Origin of the sequence: Limnobaculum allomyrinae, assembly GCF_016649425.1 — a bacterium.
In the GTDB taxonomy this organism is placed as follows: domain Bacteria; phylum Pseudomonadota; class Gammaproteobacteria; order Enterobacterales; family Enterobacteriaceae; genus Limnobaculum; species Limnobaculum allomyrinae.
Genome location: NZ_JADRCR010000001.1, coordinates 578,940 through 595,363, shown reverse-complemented (window position 1 = coordinate 595,363; position 16,424 = coordinate 578,940). Strand labels below are relative to the sequence as shown.

General features: G+C 44.4%; 15 protein-coding genes. 8 read left to right on the top strand and 7 right to left on the bottom strand.

The window, feature by feature from the left end; translation table 11 throughout:
- Positions 1-143: 143 nt before the first annotated feature.
- Positions 144-854, bottom strand: coding sequence for a LuxR family transcriptional regulator (locus I2494_RS02730; RefSeq protein WP_218465529.1), 711 nt, complete (start codon positions 852-854; stop codon positions 144-146).
- Between the two features lie 281 nt (positions 855-1,135).
- On the opposite strand from I2494_RS02730, the gene I2494_RS02725 reads away from it, so the two are divergent.
- Positions 1,136-1,564: a DUF4902 domain-containing protein gene (locus I2494_RS02725; protein ID WP_218465530.1), complete on the top strand. Its 429-nt coding sequence runs from the start codon at positions 1,136-1,138 to the stop codon at positions 1,562-1,564.
- A 97-nt stretch (positions 1,565-1,661) separates the two neighbouring features.
- Entirely contained in the window at positions 1,662-2,219 is a 558-nt protein-coding gene (locus tag I2494_RS02720; protein ID WP_218465531.1) for an acyl-homoserine-lactone synthase, read from the top strand.
- 93 nt (positions 2,220-2,312) lie between these two features.
- Here the strand turns inward: I2494_RS02720 and cobO are convergent, their stop codons facing one another.
- Positions 2,313-2,912: a cob(I)yrinic acid a,c-diamide adenosyltransferase gene (gene cobO, locus I2494_RS02715; RefSeq protein WP_218465532.1), complete on the bottom strand. Its 600-nt coding sequence runs from the start codon at positions 2,910-2,912 to the stop codon at positions 2,313-2,315.
- Between the two features lie 297 nt (positions 2,913-3,209).
- Between cobO and I2494_RS02710 the strand changes: the two genes are divergently transcribed.
- Positions 3,210-4,403, top strand: a complete 1,194-nt coding sequence (locus I2494_RS02710) for an amino acid aminotransferase (protein WP_218465533.1) — start codon at positions 3,210-3,212, stop codon at positions 4,401-4,403.
- 74 nt (positions 4,404-4,477) lie between these two features.
- On the opposite strand, the gene I2494_RS02705 is transcribed toward I2494_RS02710, so the two are convergent.
- From I2494_RS02705 to I2494_RS02695, 3 genes are all read right to left on the bottom strand, one after another.
- Complete coding sequence (locus I2494_RS02705; RefSeq protein ID WP_218466006.1) at positions 4,478-6,205, bottom strand: amidohydrolase; 1,728 nt, start codon at positions 6,203-6,205, stop codon at positions 4,478-4,480.
- A gap of 204 nt (positions 6,206-6,409) precedes the next feature.
- Positions 6,410-7,762 (bottom strand): APC family permease, encoded by a 1,353-nt coding sequence (locus I2494_RS02700; protein ID WP_218465534.1) that lies wholly within the window; start codon positions 7,760-7,762, stop codon positions 6,410-6,412.
- Positions 7,763-8,250: 488 nt separating this feature from the next.
- Positions 8,251-8,433 carry a hypothetical protein gene (locus I2494_RS02695; RefSeq protein WP_218465535.1) on the bottom strand — a complete coding sequence of 61 codons (183 nt, stop codon included), beginning with the start codon at positions 8,431-8,433 and terminating at the stop codon, positions 8,251-8,253.
- 44 nt (positions 8,434-8,477) lie between these two features.
- On the opposite strand from I2494_RS02695, the gene I2494_RS02690 reads away from it, so the two are divergent.
- Together I2494_RS02690 and yajD are read left to right on the top strand one after the other, a co-directional pair.
- Positions 8,478-10,046, top strand: coding sequence for an ABC-F family ATP-binding cassette domain-containing protein (locus tag I2494_RS02690; protein WP_218465536.1), 1,569 nt, complete (start codon positions 8,478-8,480; stop codon positions 10,044-10,046).
- A 129-nt stretch (positions 10,047-10,175) separates the two neighbouring features.
- The gene (gene yajD / locus I2494_RS02685; protein WP_140917913.1) at positions 10,176-10,520 is read left to right on the top strand and encodes an HNH nuclease YajD; all 345 of its coding nucleotides are present in this window, start codon (positions 10,176-10,178) and stop codon (positions 10,518-10,520) included.
- Positions 10,521-10,598: 78 nt separating this feature from the next.
- On the opposite strand, the gene I2494_RS02680 is transcribed toward yajD, so the two are convergent.
- Positions 10,599-11,096, bottom strand: a complete 498-nt coding sequence (locus I2494_RS02680; RefSeq protein WP_218465537.1) for a hypothetical protein — start codon at positions 11,094-11,096, stop codon at positions 10,599-10,601.
- Positions 11,097-11,453: 357 nt separating this feature from the next.
- Here I2494_RS02680 and rbsK point away from each other — a divergent pair, with 357 nt between their 5' ends.
- From rbsK to uriT, 3 genes are read left to right on the top strand one after another with little or no spacing between them, the layout of a single operon-like run.
- A complete protein-coding gene (gene rbsK / locus I2494_RS02675; protein ID WP_218465538.1) occupies positions 11,454-12,677 on the top strand; it encodes a ribokinase in 1,224 nt (407 codons plus the stop codon).
- 30 nt (positions 12,678-12,707) lie between these two features.
- Positions 12,708-13,655, top strand: coding sequence for a uridine-preferring nucleoside hydrolase UriH (uriH, locus tag I2494_RS02670; protein WP_218465539.1), 948 nt, complete (start codon positions 12,708-12,710; stop codon positions 13,653-13,655).
- Positions 13,652-15,064, top strand: a complete 1,413-nt coding sequence (gene uriT / locus I2494_RS02665; protein ID WP_218465540.1) for a uridine transporter UriT — start codon at positions 13,652-13,654, stop codon at positions 15,062-15,064. The genes uriH and uriT overlap by 4 nt, the downstream gene beginning before the upstream one ends.
- 79 nt (positions 15,065-15,143) lie before the next feature.
- On the opposite strand, the gene eutH is transcribed toward uriT, so the two are convergent.
- The gene (gene eutH / locus I2494_RS02660; RefSeq protein WP_218465541.1) at positions 15,144-16,397 is read right to left on the bottom strand and encodes an ethanolamine utilization protein EutH; all 1,254 of its coding nucleotides are present in this window, start codon (positions 16,395-16,397) and stop codon (positions 15,144-15,146) included.
- Between the last annotated feature and the right edge of the window lie 27 nt (positions 16,398-16,424).

Sequence of the window (16,424 nt, the reverse complement as noted above, 5' to 3'; positions counted from 1 at the left end):
GGTAACTATTAGAATGATAAGTAACAATAAATGAAATATTATTCTGATTGTGTAGAAATAGAAACGAAAGTTAGTTTAAATAGAAAACAATCAGGCAGATTTCAGCGAATAATATTATTATAATCCCTGCTTATCCATACCATCTATAACAGATTGAGTACCATTGCTTTAACTGTTGCGGCTGTTTTATTAGAGACAGATAGTTTTTTAAGAATATTATTTACATGGAAATTAACGGTTCTGTCACTGATAGACATTAAGATAGCAATTTCATTTGAGGTTTTGCCTTCTGCCGTCCAGCGTAGAATATCTTTTTCTCGTTTAGTTAGCTGATAATCGGCATCATGATTTTCTTGTGGTAAGAGGTATTCTGCCAGACGATTATGGGCAATTTGAGAAAGCCAGATAAGAGAAGGGGCTTGAACCAGCAAGGTTTTAGCGGTGTAGTGCTGGTCGGGACTGGCAAAGGTTAACATTCCGACTCGACCCTCAGAATCTTTCTGAGCCTGAGAAATACCATGGTTAATGCCAAATGCTTTAGCCTCTTCCCAAAAGTAAGGGGATGTTCTGTATAAGTCATCCTCCCAAAATAACGCCTGGGTAGAGCGTAGGCCATGTTGAACGGTTGGATCTATTTCAAAATAATTATTGGAGTGGTAGGCCTGATTCCAGCCAGTGGGGTAGTTATTAATAACTTGTGGTGGCTGTGCTGATAATGGATATATAGGTCTTACTCCGTAAGCACAATATTCAAACCCCAAATCGCTGGCTGCTTTTTGTAATGTTTTAAAGAAGGAATCTTTATCTTTGGTTTTTGATAAATTTTCATAGGTTCGATATAAATTAATTTTCAAAACCGCTTCCTTCGATAGCAAAACATTTAGAAATAACCCAACGGGAAATCGATATCGTTTAACAAGGCAACGACATGATAAATTTTTATACACTTAATTATAATATATACACGAAGCCCGTCAGGTAGCCAGTGCGCAATATAAATTATAGTTAAACAACTGACTGATTGTAGTAACTAGTATACTAATATCATAATTTTGAGCTGTAAATAAAATATGTTGTACTAACCAAGCTTGATCACAACTTAAGATACCAAAGTTTAACACTTAAGGAGATGTGTGTGCAGAAGAAGAAAGACATTGCTATAGAAAATCATGATAAATGCCATGTAAATAGCGTGGACTATCGAATTAAAGTCGATCTCGATTTTTTTAAAAATGTTGAATTTACTCATCTTTATTCTGCTGCGCATGCGGAACCTGAAGATTTGCGTTTTCAAGAGGGCGTGCTAACTGCGATTACCGGCTATACGGAATGGGTTAGTCAAATATCTCCGGTTTTATCAATTGGTTGGGATTGGGAGTTGCGTTATGAGAATGCCAATTGCCAATATGTGAAAATTGGACCCGTTTTTAGTAATATCGCTTTTCATATGGACGAAAATCTACAGAATGAAATGGACGAAGAAGAGTATGTACAGCAGTTACTCGATAGCAAAATAGCTGAGATTGAATGGAGTGAAAAAATTCTTCAGTCTATCACGCAATAATTCAGTCAGATAGCTAGTAGATCTGTCAGGTTACGTTCTGTAATCCAATGTTATTAATATATTTTTCCAATAAATTTACAGTGTGGGAAAATATATCATGGAATTTTTATCAGGTTCACCTCGTAACTTACCTTCTGGATTAGAAAATGAGCTTGCTGCATATCGCTATAAGGTTTTTGTTGAGAAGCTGGGTTGGGAGTTAAATACTCCCATCGGATATGAGCGAGACCAGTTTGATAAGCCTGATACGGTGTATGTTATCGCCAGAAATAGCCGGAAAGAGATCATAGGATGTTCCAGGTTATTACCAACGACAGAACCCTATTTGCTAAGTGAAGTATTTCCTGAGCTATTGAATGGAAATCACCCACCAAGTTCACCTTATATATGGGAAATCTCTCGTTTTTCTGCGCTTGATTTAAATGCGTCCGCGTTGGAAAAGCAGCGGGGTAGTCTTTCATCAGTCGTTGCGGCAGGTTTATTGAAAGAATCAATAAATTACCTTGCCCAGTATAATGTGAAAACCATTGTCACGGTCTCACCCTTGGCAGTAGAGCGATTAATCAAAGGGTTAGGTTATAAAGTTCACCGTGGAGGGCCTCCTGTATTGGTTGATGGCCACCCGGTTATTGCCTGTATTATTGATGTGAGATAGCAAAATTCTCCATCAACAGGTTGATCCTGCGCTCATAGCCAATAAGTTATGCTGAAAACATGATTTATTGGCTATTTAGCTTTTTTTGCTGTGTTACCAGTCAATTCCTTGTCTTGCCTGTAATCCCTGATCAAAAGCGTGTTTTATTGGTCTTAATTCGCTAACAGTATCCGCCATTTCAATTAGTGTGCGATGACAACCTCGCCCGGTGATGATGACTGTTTGCCCTTGTGGACGGCCTTGAAGTGCCTGTATGACCTCATCCAGGTCGATATAACCATAGGTAATCATATACGTCAGCTCATCCAAAACCACCAAATCTAATAACGCATTGGATAGCATTCGTTTACCGTGTTGCCATACCTCTTGTGCAGCTAAAGTATCACTGGCCTTATTTTGTGTTTCCCAGGTAAAGCCGGTAGACATCACCTGAAACTCGACGCCATGCTGAGATAACAGATTTCGCTCTCCACACGCCCAGGTACCTTTTATAAATTGAATAACAGCCGCTTTCTGACCATGACCAACGGCTCGCGCTACGGTACCAAAAGCAGCAGTACTTTTACCTTTACCATTGCCGGTTAATATCAGCAGTAACCCGCGATCCTGCGTGGCGGCAGCTATTCGTTCATCAACTTGCTGTTTAATTTTTTGCTGGCGCTGCTGATAACGTTGTTCGTTTTGATTGGTCATGGTGAGTTTGCCCTTTGGTGAATCATAAGTGCTAAGCTTAGCAACGATTTTTACCTGTTATCCAGAAATATCCAGTCAGATAAAAACAGGATAATCATGCTACTGGCGAGTTTTTTACTTTCAGGGTAATGTGAGGGAGAGTTAAACCAGTTTCAGATGCGATTGATTTATATTGACGCTATCCGTTCCTGATTGTTTATATATATGCCATATAAAAAAGAAAAGAGTCATATGTTTTCGTCAATGATATATAAACACCTGAACAGCGAAGCGTGCAGTCAACTTAAGGGGTAGGGAATGTTTCAACACGTTAATGCATATGCCGGAGATCCAATTCTTTCTTTGATGGAAGAGTTTTCTAAAGATAAGCGTGAGTCAAAAGTGAACTTGAGCATCGGTCTTTATTACGATGAGCAGGGGCGAATTCCTGTTTTAGATTCGGTATCCCAGGCAAGAGAAAGACTGTTTAAAACCAATCATGACCCTCTGGTCTATTTGCCGATGGACGGTATGCCTGCTTATCGTACCGTAACTCAACATCTATTGTTGGGAGAGGATAATCCCGCATTAGCGGCTAATCGAGTGGCAACTATTCAGACGCTGGGGGGTTCCGGAGCTTTAAAAGTAGGCGCCGATTTTTTACATACCTACTTCCCTGAGTCAGAAGTTTGGGTCAGTAATCCTACCTGGGATAATCATGTAGCGATTTTTGAAGGTGCAGGTATTAAGGTCAATCGTTATCCCTATTTTGACAGTGAAACCCGCGGAGTTGCTTTTGAGCAAATGCTGGCAACCTTGAAGACCCTACCGGCAAAAAGTATTGTACTGCTGCATCCTTGTTGTCATAACCCTACGGGAGCCGATCTTCTGCCGGAGCAGTGGGATAAAGTGGTTGAGGTATTGGCAGAACGTGAGCTGATTGCCTTTATGGATATTGCTTATCAAGGCTTTAGTAAAGGTTTGGATGAGGATGTTTATGCCATTCGTGCAGTGGCTAAAGCGGGTATTGCTTGTTTACTGTCTAACTCTTATTCAAAGAATTTTTCTATTTATGGTGAACGCTGCGGCGGCCTTTCGGTTTTTTGTGATAATTCGGATGAGGCATCCAGAGTATTGGGGCAACTCAAAGCGACCGTTCGCCGTAACTATTCGAGCCCGCCATTGAGTGGTGCACTGGTTGTCGCTACTGTCCTGTCCGATCCACAGTTAAAAGCAATGTGGATGGGAGAAGTGGCTGAAATGCGTTCCCGGATTCTGCACATGCGTCAAAAAATGGTTGAAGTGATGACTCAGGCATTACCGGGTCGTGACTCAAGCTACCTGGTGAAGCAAACCGGTATGTTCAGTTACACGGGCTTAACGCCAGAGCAAGTCGATCGGCTAAAGCATGAATATGGTATCTATCTGGTGAGAAATGGCCGTATGTGCCTGACCGGATTAAATGCGACTAACGTTGAGCGAGTGGCTAAAGCATTCTCTGAAGTATTGTAGTTAATAAAAAACACGCCCGATAATCATATTGGGCGTGTTTTTTTATCTACCGCTTAGAGGCTAATATCAATCTTTTATACCAGCCCGGCGCGATATACCGTCTTCCCACCAACAACCGTACGCAGTACTTTTACGTTTTCGATATCTTCCGCGGGAATATTGAACACATTTCGGTCCAGAACAATCATATCGGCAAATTTACCGACTTCCAGCGAACCGATAACATCTTCACGATGTTGAGCATAAGCTGAGTCGATAGTTGCTGCACGCAGTACTTCAGTAACGGTTAGATTGCGATCATTGTCCAGTCTCGGTGGTGTGACACCATCCACAGTACGTCCCTGACGGGTGGCTGCGACCTTCAGGTCGTACCATTCATCCAGACCATCAATAGGCCAGTCGCTACCAAAAGCGACAACGGCGCCGGCATCGATAAATTTAGCGATAGGCTCCAGCTCCTGAAAACGCTGTTCTCCCAACATATGGCGTTCTGCAATGATGAGTTCTGGCGTTGGGGCTGCCCATTGGAAAGAGAGGCAGGCAATGGCTCCCAGACGGGCAAAACGGGCATAGTCTTTGGCATTAACCAGTTCGTTATGGGCCAGCCCCGGGCGAATATCCTTATCAGGATGGGCTACTCGCATTTTTTCAATGGCATCTAAAGCAATGGAGACAGCGCCTTCACCCACGGTATGCAGATGAGGATCAAAACCTGCGGCAGCAATCTTCTCCATCAGTTCATCAAGAATTTCAGGGGTAAAATAGAGGTCACCATAGCGATCGGTAACCTGCCAGTCTGGTTGAGCTTCGGTGCCTTTATTAATGGTATAAGGCTCCAACAGAGAGGCGGTCATGGTTGGTGGCTGCAATACGCCGTCAACAAACATCTTGATATTACGTAAGCCGATTCCCGGTTCTGGTTGCCATTCAGCCTGGTGGTAGCGGTTTGCAAACTCAACGGCTTTTTCTACCGCTCCGGCAACGGCTTCTACACTATGGGCATCATCTGGCGTGATCTCACGGGCAGCCTGAAAACGCACGGTAAGTTGACCTTGCTTTTGCAGTTCGCTAAAGGCATCCAGCTGTTTGGCGGAAACCCGAGCGTCCATCACCGCGGTGACACCCTGAGCGTTAAGGGCGTTTTGCACCAGCGCCGCCACTTTTACCGCCTGTTCAGCCGTCAGAGACGGAATACTGTCAACTGCCCGCATTGCCGGCGCATCTTCCAGTATGCCGTTCAGTTCACCATTTGGATATTTACCAATCTTGCCATCACTGGGTTCAGGTGCATTTTTATCAATACCGAACAGCTCCAGAGCACGACTGTTAGCCAACATGGTGTGGCAATCGTTAGAGAACAGGATCACCGGGCGTTGAGTATTCAGACGATCCATATCGGAACGATACATATCAGTGCCGGCTGGAATCATGCCCTGACGCAGCCATGCGGTCACTTTTAACCAGTCGTTTTCACCTTTCAATACATCTTTATCCAGATGCAGCTGTACGCGTTGCAAAATTTGTTCGATAGTCAGAGACTCATAGTTCAAATGACAGCCAGATAGCTGCTCACCCCCCCAGAATGGGTGCATATGACCATCGATAATGCCTGGCATCATCATTTTTCCCTGCAGATCGATTTGCTCAGTGTTTGCACCGACATAGCCTTGAAGCTGTTGAATATCGCCACAGGCCAGAACTCTGCCACCTGCAATCGCAATAGCATCAACGATGCTGTTTTGAGCATCTGCAGTGTAGATATATCCATTAAAATAAATGACGTCGGCTACGGTATTACTCATCATCAATCATCCAATTGTTGATTAAAAAATGTTACGGGTTGGCGCAATTAACAGCTTCAACCAATGTTTAATTCCCACTGTTGCACTTGCTATCTCTGGTTGAGGGATTAGCAAGAGAGCAAAAGAGGGCGGCTAAAATAACAAAGCGGGGAGAATTGAATTCTCCCCGCTCAGGCGGCACCTGAAACTCATTGATGAGTAACGTTAGCCGATTATCAGGTCAACCTCTTCAGAGGAGATTGCCGGAGGCGTTTTACTGAAGCCTCGGGTAATAAATGCCAGATAAATAGCACCAATCGATAACCAAATCAGACCAACGGTGAGGGCATAGCCGTCCAGGCTAGTCCATAGCCACAGGGTTAACAGAACACCAATGGATGGCAGAATCAAATAGGTAAATAGCTTCATGGCACTGTGAGGCGTTTTGCTGTCAATAACGAAATGCTTAATTACCGTCAGGTTAACGAAGGTAAAGGCAATCAGTGCGCCAAAGCTGATCATTGACACCACCATATTGAGTGACAGCACCAGAGCGAACAAAGAAGTCACGCCAACAAAGATAATCGACAATACCGGGGTTTTCAGCCGTGGGTGAATGTAGGCAAATACCGATTTAGGTACCACACCTTCACGTCCCATGGCATAGAAAATTCGCACAATACTGGCCTGAGAGGTCATGGCGGAAGCAAATACGCCGATGACATAAGCAAAGGTGAATGCAGAGGCCAGCAGCGCACCACCAACTTTACGCATCACCGCCAGCGTTGCGGTATCGGTGTCAGGCAGAAAATCCTGCCATGCCGGATACACCAAATGAGAACAGTAAGAGATGATGATAAACATCACTCCGGCAATAAATACGGTGTACATGATGGCGCGCGGTAGGGCGCGTTTGGCATCTTTAGTCTCTTCTGCCATGGTTGAAATGGCATCAAAACCCAGAAAAGCCAGACAGAGTATGGCTGCGCCAGCGAATAATCCGGATGTCTGCCCCTGTACTATAGTAATTGGCGCCATTAGGGTTTCGATATCAAAATCAATTGGCGTCTGGAAACAGAGATAAAGGAACAGCGCAATAAAAGCTAATTGCATGATGATAATTAGCATATTCATTGAGCTAACCAGTTTAATTCCTAATATATTTAACGAAGTCACGATAAATATAGTGGTGCAAATAATCGCCCACATTGGAATCGCCGGAAATTCAGCATGCAAATAGATACCAATCGCCATGTAGTTGATGATTGGCAGAAACAGATAGTCGAGTAGCTGTGTCCAGCCCACTAAAAAGCCAAGATTGCCGCCAAATGTTTTTTGGACATAAGAGTAGGCAGAACCTGAAAGAGGCAGGGCGCTGGTCATTCGACAGTAGCTGAGTGCTGTAAAAAGAACGGCTGCTAAGGTGATAACATAAGCGACAGGCAGATGGCCTTCGCTGAGTACAGTAACTTGACCATAAGTGGTGAAGATACCTAAAGGAACCATATAGGCCAATCCAAAGAATACTAACGCAGGGGTGGTTAATACTCTTGTCATACGTACCGCATTGTGTTGCATTATTTTCCAAGCCCTTCCCAAAAGCCCTGACCAATGCAGCCTATATATAGTTGATATAGCACTGCACCTGAAATAATCGATGTTGCGCTCATTTTCAGTGAAACCCTTAAATCAAAGCGACATCAGAAATAATGTCTGATAAAAGAGAGCTCAATGAAACGTTGAAAAGCCACACGCTTTTCATCCGCTGGGGTGAACGCAGGGGGCGTACCTTATAGCACTTAAACCCGTTTGGCAATAATTAGTCGCCGCACAGTAAAATTTTATCATAAATAAATTGATGAAAGCCAGATGTGACAAGGCCTGTAGGATGGTTCAATGTGGCGAGTATTATTGATTTAATAAGATAATCTATTGTATGTTTTTTGTTATTCAGATGAATGGATTGGTTACTTTAAGTAATACCCTTTATAAGAACTGAATATCCAATAATGTGACCATTGCCTGAAGACAGATAATAAGAATGATCCATCAGGCTAATTGGCGTTTTAGTTATTCGCTTGTATAACCAAAAGACAATTTGCTAAAGTAAACACACCTGTCTGACTGGAGTTTGCGCCGAAATGAATAAATAACCCTGAATTGCCGATAACAGATATCCATCTTTTTTGAGGCAGGGTTATATATGCGCAAACATCACCATCTTCTTTTTGCTCATCGTTTTTTAGCATATTGATGCTCTGTCTTATCGCCATATTGATTTTTGAGGTGATAAATGACCGCAATTTCTCTTCACCAACTGCATTTTCAGTTCAGCAGTGACAGGGTGATCTTTCAACAATTAAGCCATAGTTTCCTGCCGGGTAAGCACGCTATCGTGGGTGACAACGGCAGTGGTAAATCGGTGCTGGCGGCACTGATTTGCAGACAGTATTTACCCGATGCCGGAACGCTGATTGGGCCAACATCCCCAGGTTTTTTAACTCAACGGTATGATTTTGAGAGAGTGACGATTGCTGATTTTTTAGGCCATGGCACCTGTTTAGCTGCGCTTCGTCGAGTGTTCTCCGGTTATTTTAGTCCGGAAGATTTACTGTTATCTGAAGATAACTGGCTACTGGAGGAGCAATTAAGGCAGCAATTAGCTGATATTAATATCACCGCCGATCCACAACGGCTGGTTGCCTCCCTGAGCGGTGGAGAGCAAACCAGATTAATGTTACAGGCGCTATTTACCGGCGATCATGACTGGTTGATTCTTGATGAGCCGGGCAACCACCTTGATTTAGCTGGCCGTCGCTGGCTCCAACAGGAAATTGAACGCTATGCAGGAAATTTACTGTTAATTAGCCACGATCGCGATTTATTGGAACAGATACCGCAGATTCATGAACTGTCGGAAGGTAACTTGCGAAGTTATGGGGGAAACTACAGTCTATACCAGCAACAAAAACAGGAGCAGCACTCGGCACAATTGCGGCAGTTAGCTCATCAGAAGGAACAGCTTAAAACTTTGCGTATTGCGCAACAAAACAGCATTGAACGGGCGGAAAGGCGTGCTAAAAGCGGTAAAAAGTTACGCGATAGCGGCAGCCAATGTCTGTTACTGCTGGATAAAATGAAAAACAGTGCGGAGATGCGTCGATCTTCAAGCTTACGCCATGCGGATCGTAAAATTGAGCAGACGCAAACCACCATTGCCGATATGCAACAAAAGCTACAACAGCCTAAAGCGTTAAATATGGTCATTGATACCCAGAGCAAAAAGAGTCGTTATGCTGTTCAGATGGATAAGTTGATCATGCCTTATGGCTATCAGGGGGAGATAACTCAAACCATCTTCCCCGGCGAACGCTATTGGTTACAGGGACATAATGGTTGTGGCAAATCAACGTTATTGAAAATTCTGGCAGGGGAGATAATACCTCAATCGGGTACAGTGAAAATGCAGGGCCGTATTGCTTATTTCGACCAGCATCAGTCACTGCTTCAGGATTCACTATCGGTTTTGGATAACCTGCGTTATCTGGCATCAGGCCTGACAGAAAGTGAATACCGGACTCAGTTAGCCAATATTGGTTTTCGGCGAGATAGCGTGTTTAAGCTGGCAGGTTCGCTTAGCGGAGGGCAGCGGGTCAGACTGGCATTACTGGCAATAACCAGTGGTTCACAACCGGCTTCTGTACTGTTGTTGGATGAACCGGACAATCACTTAGATTTACAGGCCAGACAAATGTTTGAACAGGCGATAGCGGGTTATAATGGAACGTTGGTGGTTGTCAGTCATGACCGGCATTTTGTTGAGAACATTGGAGTGACTCATTGTCTGGAGCTCATATCATGATGTTAAACCCTTTGCCGTAACTCGTTGATGGTTTCCATACTGGCTGCTTTTTCTGTTTGTGAAGGTGAGGGGTTTAACTATAAGATATCAGGCAGACAAGGTTTTGATTTTTTAATCTGAAGGTTTCATATGGCCTATATACCAAAGAACTACGCCAAACTTGAGAATGGCTACCGTGAAAAAGCGTTGAAGCTGTTTCCCTGGGTTTGCGGCAGATGTTCCCGCGAGTTTGTCTATTCCAACTTAAGAGAGCTGACAGTGCATCACATCGATCACGATCACTCTAATAATCCGGAAGATGGCAGCAATTGGGAAATGTTGTGTCTGTTTTGCCACGACCATGAACACTCAAAGTATACCGAAGCGGATATCTATGGTTCAACGGTGGTTGCCGGGGAAGATGCTCAACAGGATCAGGGACTGGCGACCCATAACCCGTTTGCTAATTTGCGCGATTTAATGAATAAAAAATAGCCAAAGCGACAGTGCCACAAACGATCGTTCATCACAAGGATTACCCTATTGATGACCGATCGTTTTTATTTTTAGTGGTTAAACCACGGTAATGAAAGGGGCAGCCATTTGCTGTAACCGTTCACACACTTCGTTAAAGGTCTGCTGATTCTTTAGCATGCTTTTCAAAATACGGTACTTACCATGACTGGTGGTAATTTCTAATGCCTCATTATGTTGTGCATTAACCCGTTCCAGTTCACGTATATCACCATACATGATGGTAATCACTTTTGGCCTGACATGACCTTTAGGGTAATTGACGGAATCAGAAGTAAAGATAACGTTCTGCCGCTCAGAAAAGCTATTAAGCAATATGATAAACGCCATCAATGTCAGTAGAGCAAAAATCAGTGCGGTAGCAGAAAGCAGGTACCGCGCCTGTTCAGCTGTCACTGAGGCGGATTGCCCAACAACTAACCACTGCTCGGTGTTATTGATTTGATTATATGAAAACCAGGCTAACCAGCCGAAAAAACCGATACCCATTAAAATAAACAATCGATTTATTTTGTAGGGGTACTTTACGATATCCATGCATTGTTCCTGTCAGCACTGCGATAGGTTCAAAACCATAATGCCAGAGGTTATAGAAAGCCAGAGAGTAACCCAATTTACACATTAGTGCCATTTTGTGTCGGATAATGTGGATGCTATTAGACATCATCCCTGCCAGCCTTCTTCAATACGATTAAAAATTAAATAATTCACACTTTTGATGATATCGTATAACACGCATTTTATAATTAATAATCACCTATTTATCAATCAATTGCAATTAAATGAGCTTCTGTTTACTTCCGTTTGCTTCTGATTTGGACTTGAGTGTATGACTGTAATCACCCTCTGTGTTTTTATCATTAACTACTATTACTCTGGTACAGAGGAGGGAACATGTTTTTAGAAGAAAGAAGAGAGAGAATTCTGACTTTTTTAGATAAAAACGAACGGGCAACGGTAAATCAGTTGGCCTTGATGTTCTCTGTTTCTAAAGAGACGATACGTTACGATTTAAGAGTATTAGCTCAAAAAAGCTTGTTGTTGCGCTGCCACGGTGGCGCTCAGGTGTTACGGAAAACGCTGCAATCGGATCTTATTACCCCATCACCTGATATGGATATTGCCTCGTTACTTAAAAAAATTGGCAAAAAGAAAAAACGGACTTCATTGTTGAGCAACAGCCAAACGGTTCAGGGTAACGTTTGTATCTTAGGTTCTTTTAACGTTGATATTGTGGCAAAAGTAGAACGTTTCCCTAAAGGCGGTGAATCGCTGATGGCAATTAACAGTACCCTTGGCCCCGGAGGCAAAGGTGCCAATCAGGCGATGGCAGCCAGTAATGCCGGTGCAAAAGTACATTTTGTCTGTAAAACAGGCAAAGATCAGTTTAGTCAGTTTGCTTACCGCCATTTAAGTGATTCGGCAATTCATTCTTTTACTCTTTATCAGTCGGATGAAGCGAGTACCGGCAATGCGGTTATCTATGTTTCTCAACAGGATGGGGAAAATATGATTGCTATCTATCCGGGAGCCAATAAAACCATTACTGAAAGCGAAATTATTGCTATTAGTGAGCAACTAAAAAAATCTGACGTATTACTGGTTCAGTTGGAAAATAATTTTGATGCCACATTCAATGTAATGAGGCTGGCCAATGCACTTGGGGTCAAAATCATCCTTAACCCGGCACCCTACTCGCACGAAATATTACAGTTCATTGAATTAGCTAATATTATTACCCCTAATGAAACGGAAGCTTCATTGTTCTCGGGTATTGAAGTGACGGATATGACCAGTGCGCAGAATGCTGCCCGTGAAATCGCCCATAAAGGGGTTCAGACGGTAATCATTACACTGGGAAGCAATGGGGCGCTGCTCTATGAAAACAGTCAATTTCAACATATTCCCGCATTACCCGCCGTTGCGGTAGATACCACCGGTGCGGGTGACGCTTTTACCGGCGCACTAACCGCGGCCATTGCTTCAGGACAGAATCTGGGGTGGGCGGTGAAATATGCCACGGCTTTTGCCTCTTTGGCGGTGGAACGGGAGGGGGCTTCAAATATGCCGACTCATCAACAAGTCATGCATCGGCTCTCGTTAAATGCCGATTTTTAATCACACGTTCAATTCAGGAGTATTAACAACATGGTAAAAAAAATCATTCTGGATTGCGATCCCGGTCATGATGACGCAATCGCTATGTTACTGGCTCACGGTAACCCCAATATTGAATTACTGGCGGTGACGACAGTCGTCGGTAATCAGACATTAGAGAAAGTAACCCGCAATGCGCTGGCGGTGGCGCGGATTGCCAATATTACCGGTGTTCCTTTTGCTGCGGGTTCGGCCCGACCTCTGATTCGTCAGGTAGAAATTGCTCCTGATATTCATGGTGACTCTGGTCTTGATGGCCCGGTACTACCTGAACCGGCATTTGAAGTGGATTCTCGCCATGCGGTAGATTTAATCATTGAAACCATTATGTCTCACCCACCCAAGACGGTAACCATTGTTCCAACCGCAGGTTTAACCAACATTGCATTAGCTGCCCGTCTTGAACCACGTATTGTTGAGCGTGTGAAAGAGGTGGTATTAATGGGCGGTGGTTACCATGTGGGAAACTGGAGCGCGGTAGCCGAATTTAATATCAAAATTGATCCGGAAGCGGCGCATATCGTTTTCAATGAAAAATGGCCATTAACCATGGTGGGGCTGGATCTTACTCATCAGGCATTGGCAACCCCTGATGTGGTAGAAAAAATCAGAGCAGTGGGAACCAATCCGGCTAAATTTGTTCTGGAGCTGCTTGAGTTTTTTGGCACCATGTACAAAAGCGCTCAGGGTTTTGATTATCCACCGGTACACGATCCTTGTGCCGTTGCTTATGTTATTGATCCTTCAGTGATGACCACTCAAAAAGTACCGGTTGATATTGAACTGACAGGAACCTTAACGCTGGGAATGACGGTTGCTGATTTCCGCTCACCGCCTCCGGCAGATTGCCATACTCAGGTCGCCGTAAAGCTTGATCATCAGCGTTTTTGGGATTTGGTGGTAGATGCCCTTGAGCGTATCGGTGAGGTAAAAATATGACCAATACCTCTTCTGGATCTTCAACGGTAAGTGTAACGGTACTGATGACAGCGTTGCTGGCAGCCTGTATCGCCTTTCAGCTGAATGCCAGTATGCTAGGCCCGGTGTTGGTCACTATTGCTGAGGAATTACATTCTGATGAGGCGGCGGTTTCATTATCTCAGACCGCTTTTTTCACTTCAGCGGCACTGTTTTCGCTGTTCTTGCCTCGACTGAGTGACATTGAGGGACGTAAAAAAGTATTAGTCTGGATGCTGGTGATTATGACCGCAGGGACTATTTTAGCCGCCTTAGCACCTAATATTGAAACGCTGTACGTAGCCCGAATTATTCAGGGCGTTTCCGGCCCGGTAGTTCCATTATGTTTATTGATGTTGCGCCATGAAATATCCGATCCGAAAGTTTATGGCACCATGATGGGAATTGTTACTGCGGTAAATGGTGGCATCGCGGGTATTGATGCCATCGCCGGTGGTGTACTGGCGGCTAACTTTGGTTTTCGCTCGGTATTCTGGGTGATTACTGCGGTTGCAGCGATTTCTACCTTGCTGGTGATTAAATGGGCACCCGAATCCCGTCCTTCAGCAGGAACCAAAATGGATTGGCCTGGCGTTGTCTTACTGGTGCTTTCTTTAGCGTCAATGCTGATAGCATTAGGACAGGCAGGAAATATCGCCGCAGTAAACTGGCCGCTGGTGATTGGTTTGGTGATTTTCTCTGTGGTGATGTTTATCTCTTTTTGGCAGGTTGAAAACCGCAGCCAGCACCCGCTGGTAACGACATTCTATCTTAAGCAGCGTAGTACCTGGGCACTGTTGCTAACCACCATTCTGACCATGACAGGGATTTTTGCTATCGTAAACGGTTTGGTTATGTCCTTTGCTCAAAACCAGTCTGTGGGTTTTTCGTTAGGTGCAGATACTGCCGCATTAGCATTTCTGACGCCTTATGCACTGATTGGCTGGTTAGTCGGGCCTTTCTCTGGTCGACTGGCTCCAACTTTTGGTTATAACAATGTACTGCGCATTGGTCTGTCAGGAAGCATTGTGGCGATTCTGTTAATGATGTTTATTGGCCTGCACTCCTTACCGGTACTGATTGCCGCCGTCTTGCTGATAGGCATGACCTATGCGGGGATCGCCAATATTATGCTTAATGGATTAGGGATTGTGTTATCTCCTAAAGATAACCCCGGTTACCTGCCGGGAATGAACGCAGGTGCATTTAACCTGGGTGCAGGACTGAGTTTTGCGCTGCTGCCAGCGGTGCAAATTATGACTACACCAGAGGGTGCCAGCTCACCTGTGGGGTATTTCAATGGAATTACTGTGGGATTAGCCATCACCGTTCTGGCGCTATTGGTTTCGTTTTTAATTCCAAGGCCGGTCAGTGCGGAAGTGAAGCCGTGATGTGATATGGATTTGTGTATCGGTCGTTAAAAAGCCGGGATTACCCCGGCTTTTTATTTATGTGGAATGAATGTGGCTTTTAGCCCATAACCGCCTGAGGTGTCGCTCCCGGTACGGTTTGTCCGGCTTTTTCTTGCTCATCGTCTTCCTGTTGGAAACGTTCAGCCGCAGGAACAGAGATTTTAATGGCGATCATCACTGCCAGGAAACCACCGACCAATTTACCTAGCAGAATTGGAATGACCAGTGTTGGCTGGAAGTTAGCAGTAAAGGCCAGATGATCCCCAATGGTTGCCTGAGCGCATACGCCAAAAGCTACGCACAATACTTTGTCACGGGCACGCATATTAATAAATAAATGGTAAGTGGCAATGATATTGGCTAACACCATAATGAACGCCAGTGCGCCGGTATCGGTTAACTTCAGTACTTTGCTCAATGCGCCAACCATACGTTTGCAGTACTTCTGGAACAGATAACAGATAGGGAAGGTACCTGCCAGCATGATGCCGATATAGCCGGCGATTTCGATGGCTCTGAACAGCTCTTTCTGATCGGCAAACAACGGGTCAAATCCCCACGCGCCAAACACTCTCGCAAATACCCCAGTGAAGTGTTCGATGATGGAACAGGCCAGAACCAGTTTGATAAAGGCATCCATAATTTTGCCGAACACCAGAAAGCCAGCCACCATCAGTTGAGGGCGATACTTCAGACCGGCAGCCAGCAGGAAACAAAATACAAACAGCGGCGCCAGATATTGCAACATCGTGATGAAATCCAGCGTCAGATGATGTAGTGCCGGAGAGTTAGTGGAGATAACATCGCGTACCGGAATATTGTTAAAAGTAATCAGTAACAGAGAAGCTAAGACGCCAAATGGAATACTGATCAGCCCCGCCATAGCACCTAATGCCAGATATTTATGATCCTGACGATTAAGCATGGTTAGCCCCACCGGAATCAAATACACAATGGTTGCCCCGGATGTGTAACCAATCAGCATGGCGGTAATCCACATATCGCGATTAGCGGTTAAGGCATCGGCCAACTGATAGCCGCCCATATCAACCGCGATAATCGATAGCGCAGCGATAGAAACATCGGAACCAACGGCGCTGAATACCGGTCCCAGCAAATGTGATATTGCCTGAGACAGTAAAGGTACCGCGGCCATGATACCCGCCTGAGCCAGAAATACCGGGCCGATAGAGTGTATGCCGTTAACAAACTCTTTTCCCAGCCCGCTGTCTGGTTTAATGATGGAGGCCAGTGCACCGACCAGCGTTCCCACCATGATGAGATAAATAACATAGTTGCCGAACTCAGCCATGGGATATCCTTTTAAATTTATTATTTT

Bases quoted from the DNA above. Each gene is read 5' to 3' on its own strand.
- I2494_RS02705 (WP_218466006.1), bottom strand. From the start codon at position 6,205: ATGAGTAATACCGTAGCCGACGTCATTTATTTTAATGGATATATCTAC.
- I2494_RS02690 (WP_218465536.1), top strand. From the start codon at position 8,478: ATGACCGCAATTTCTCTTCACCAACTGCATTTTCAGTTCAGCAGTGAC.
- cobO (WP_218465532.1), bottom strand. From the start codon at position 2,912: ATGACCAATCAAAACGAACAACGTTATCAGCAGCGCCAGCAAAAAATT.
- eutH (WP_218465541.1), bottom strand. From the start codon at position 16,397: ATGGCTGAGTTCGGCAACTATGTTATTTATCTCATCATGGTGGGAACG.
- I2494_RS02700 (WP_218465534.1), bottom strand. From the start codon at position 7,762: ATGCAACACAATGCGGTACGTATGACAAGAGTATTAACCACCCCTGCG.
- I2494_RS02680 (WP_218465537.1), bottom strand. From the start codon at position 11,096: ATGGATATCGTAAAGTACCCCTACAAAATAAATCGATTGTTTATTTTA.
- I2494_RS02720 (WP_218465531.1), top strand. From the start codon at position 1,662: ATGGAATTTTTATCAGGTTCACCTCGTAACTTACCTTCTGGATTAGAA.
- I2494_RS02710 (WP_218465533.1), top strand. From the start codon at position 3,210: ATGTTTCAACACGTTAATGCATATGCCGGAGATCCAATTCTTTCTTTG.
- rbsK (WP_218465538.1), top strand. From the start codon at position 11,454: ATGTTTTTAGAAGAAAGAAGAGAGAGAATTCTGACTTTTTTAGATAAA.
- yajD (WP_140917913.1), top strand. From the start codon at position 10,176: ATGGCCTATATACCAAAGAACTACGCCAAACTTGAGAATGGCTACCGT.
- uriT (WP_218465540.1), top strand. From the start codon at position 13,652: ATGACCAATACCTCTTCTGGATCTTCAACGGTAAGTGTAACGGTACTG.
- uriH (WP_218465539.1), top strand. From the start codon at position 12,708: ATGGTAAAAAAAATCATTCTGGATTGCGATCCCGGTCATGATGACGCA.
- I2494_RS02695 (WP_218465535.1), bottom strand. From the start codon at position 8,433: ATGCTAAAAAACGATGAGCAAAAAGAAGATGGTGATGTTTGCGCATAT.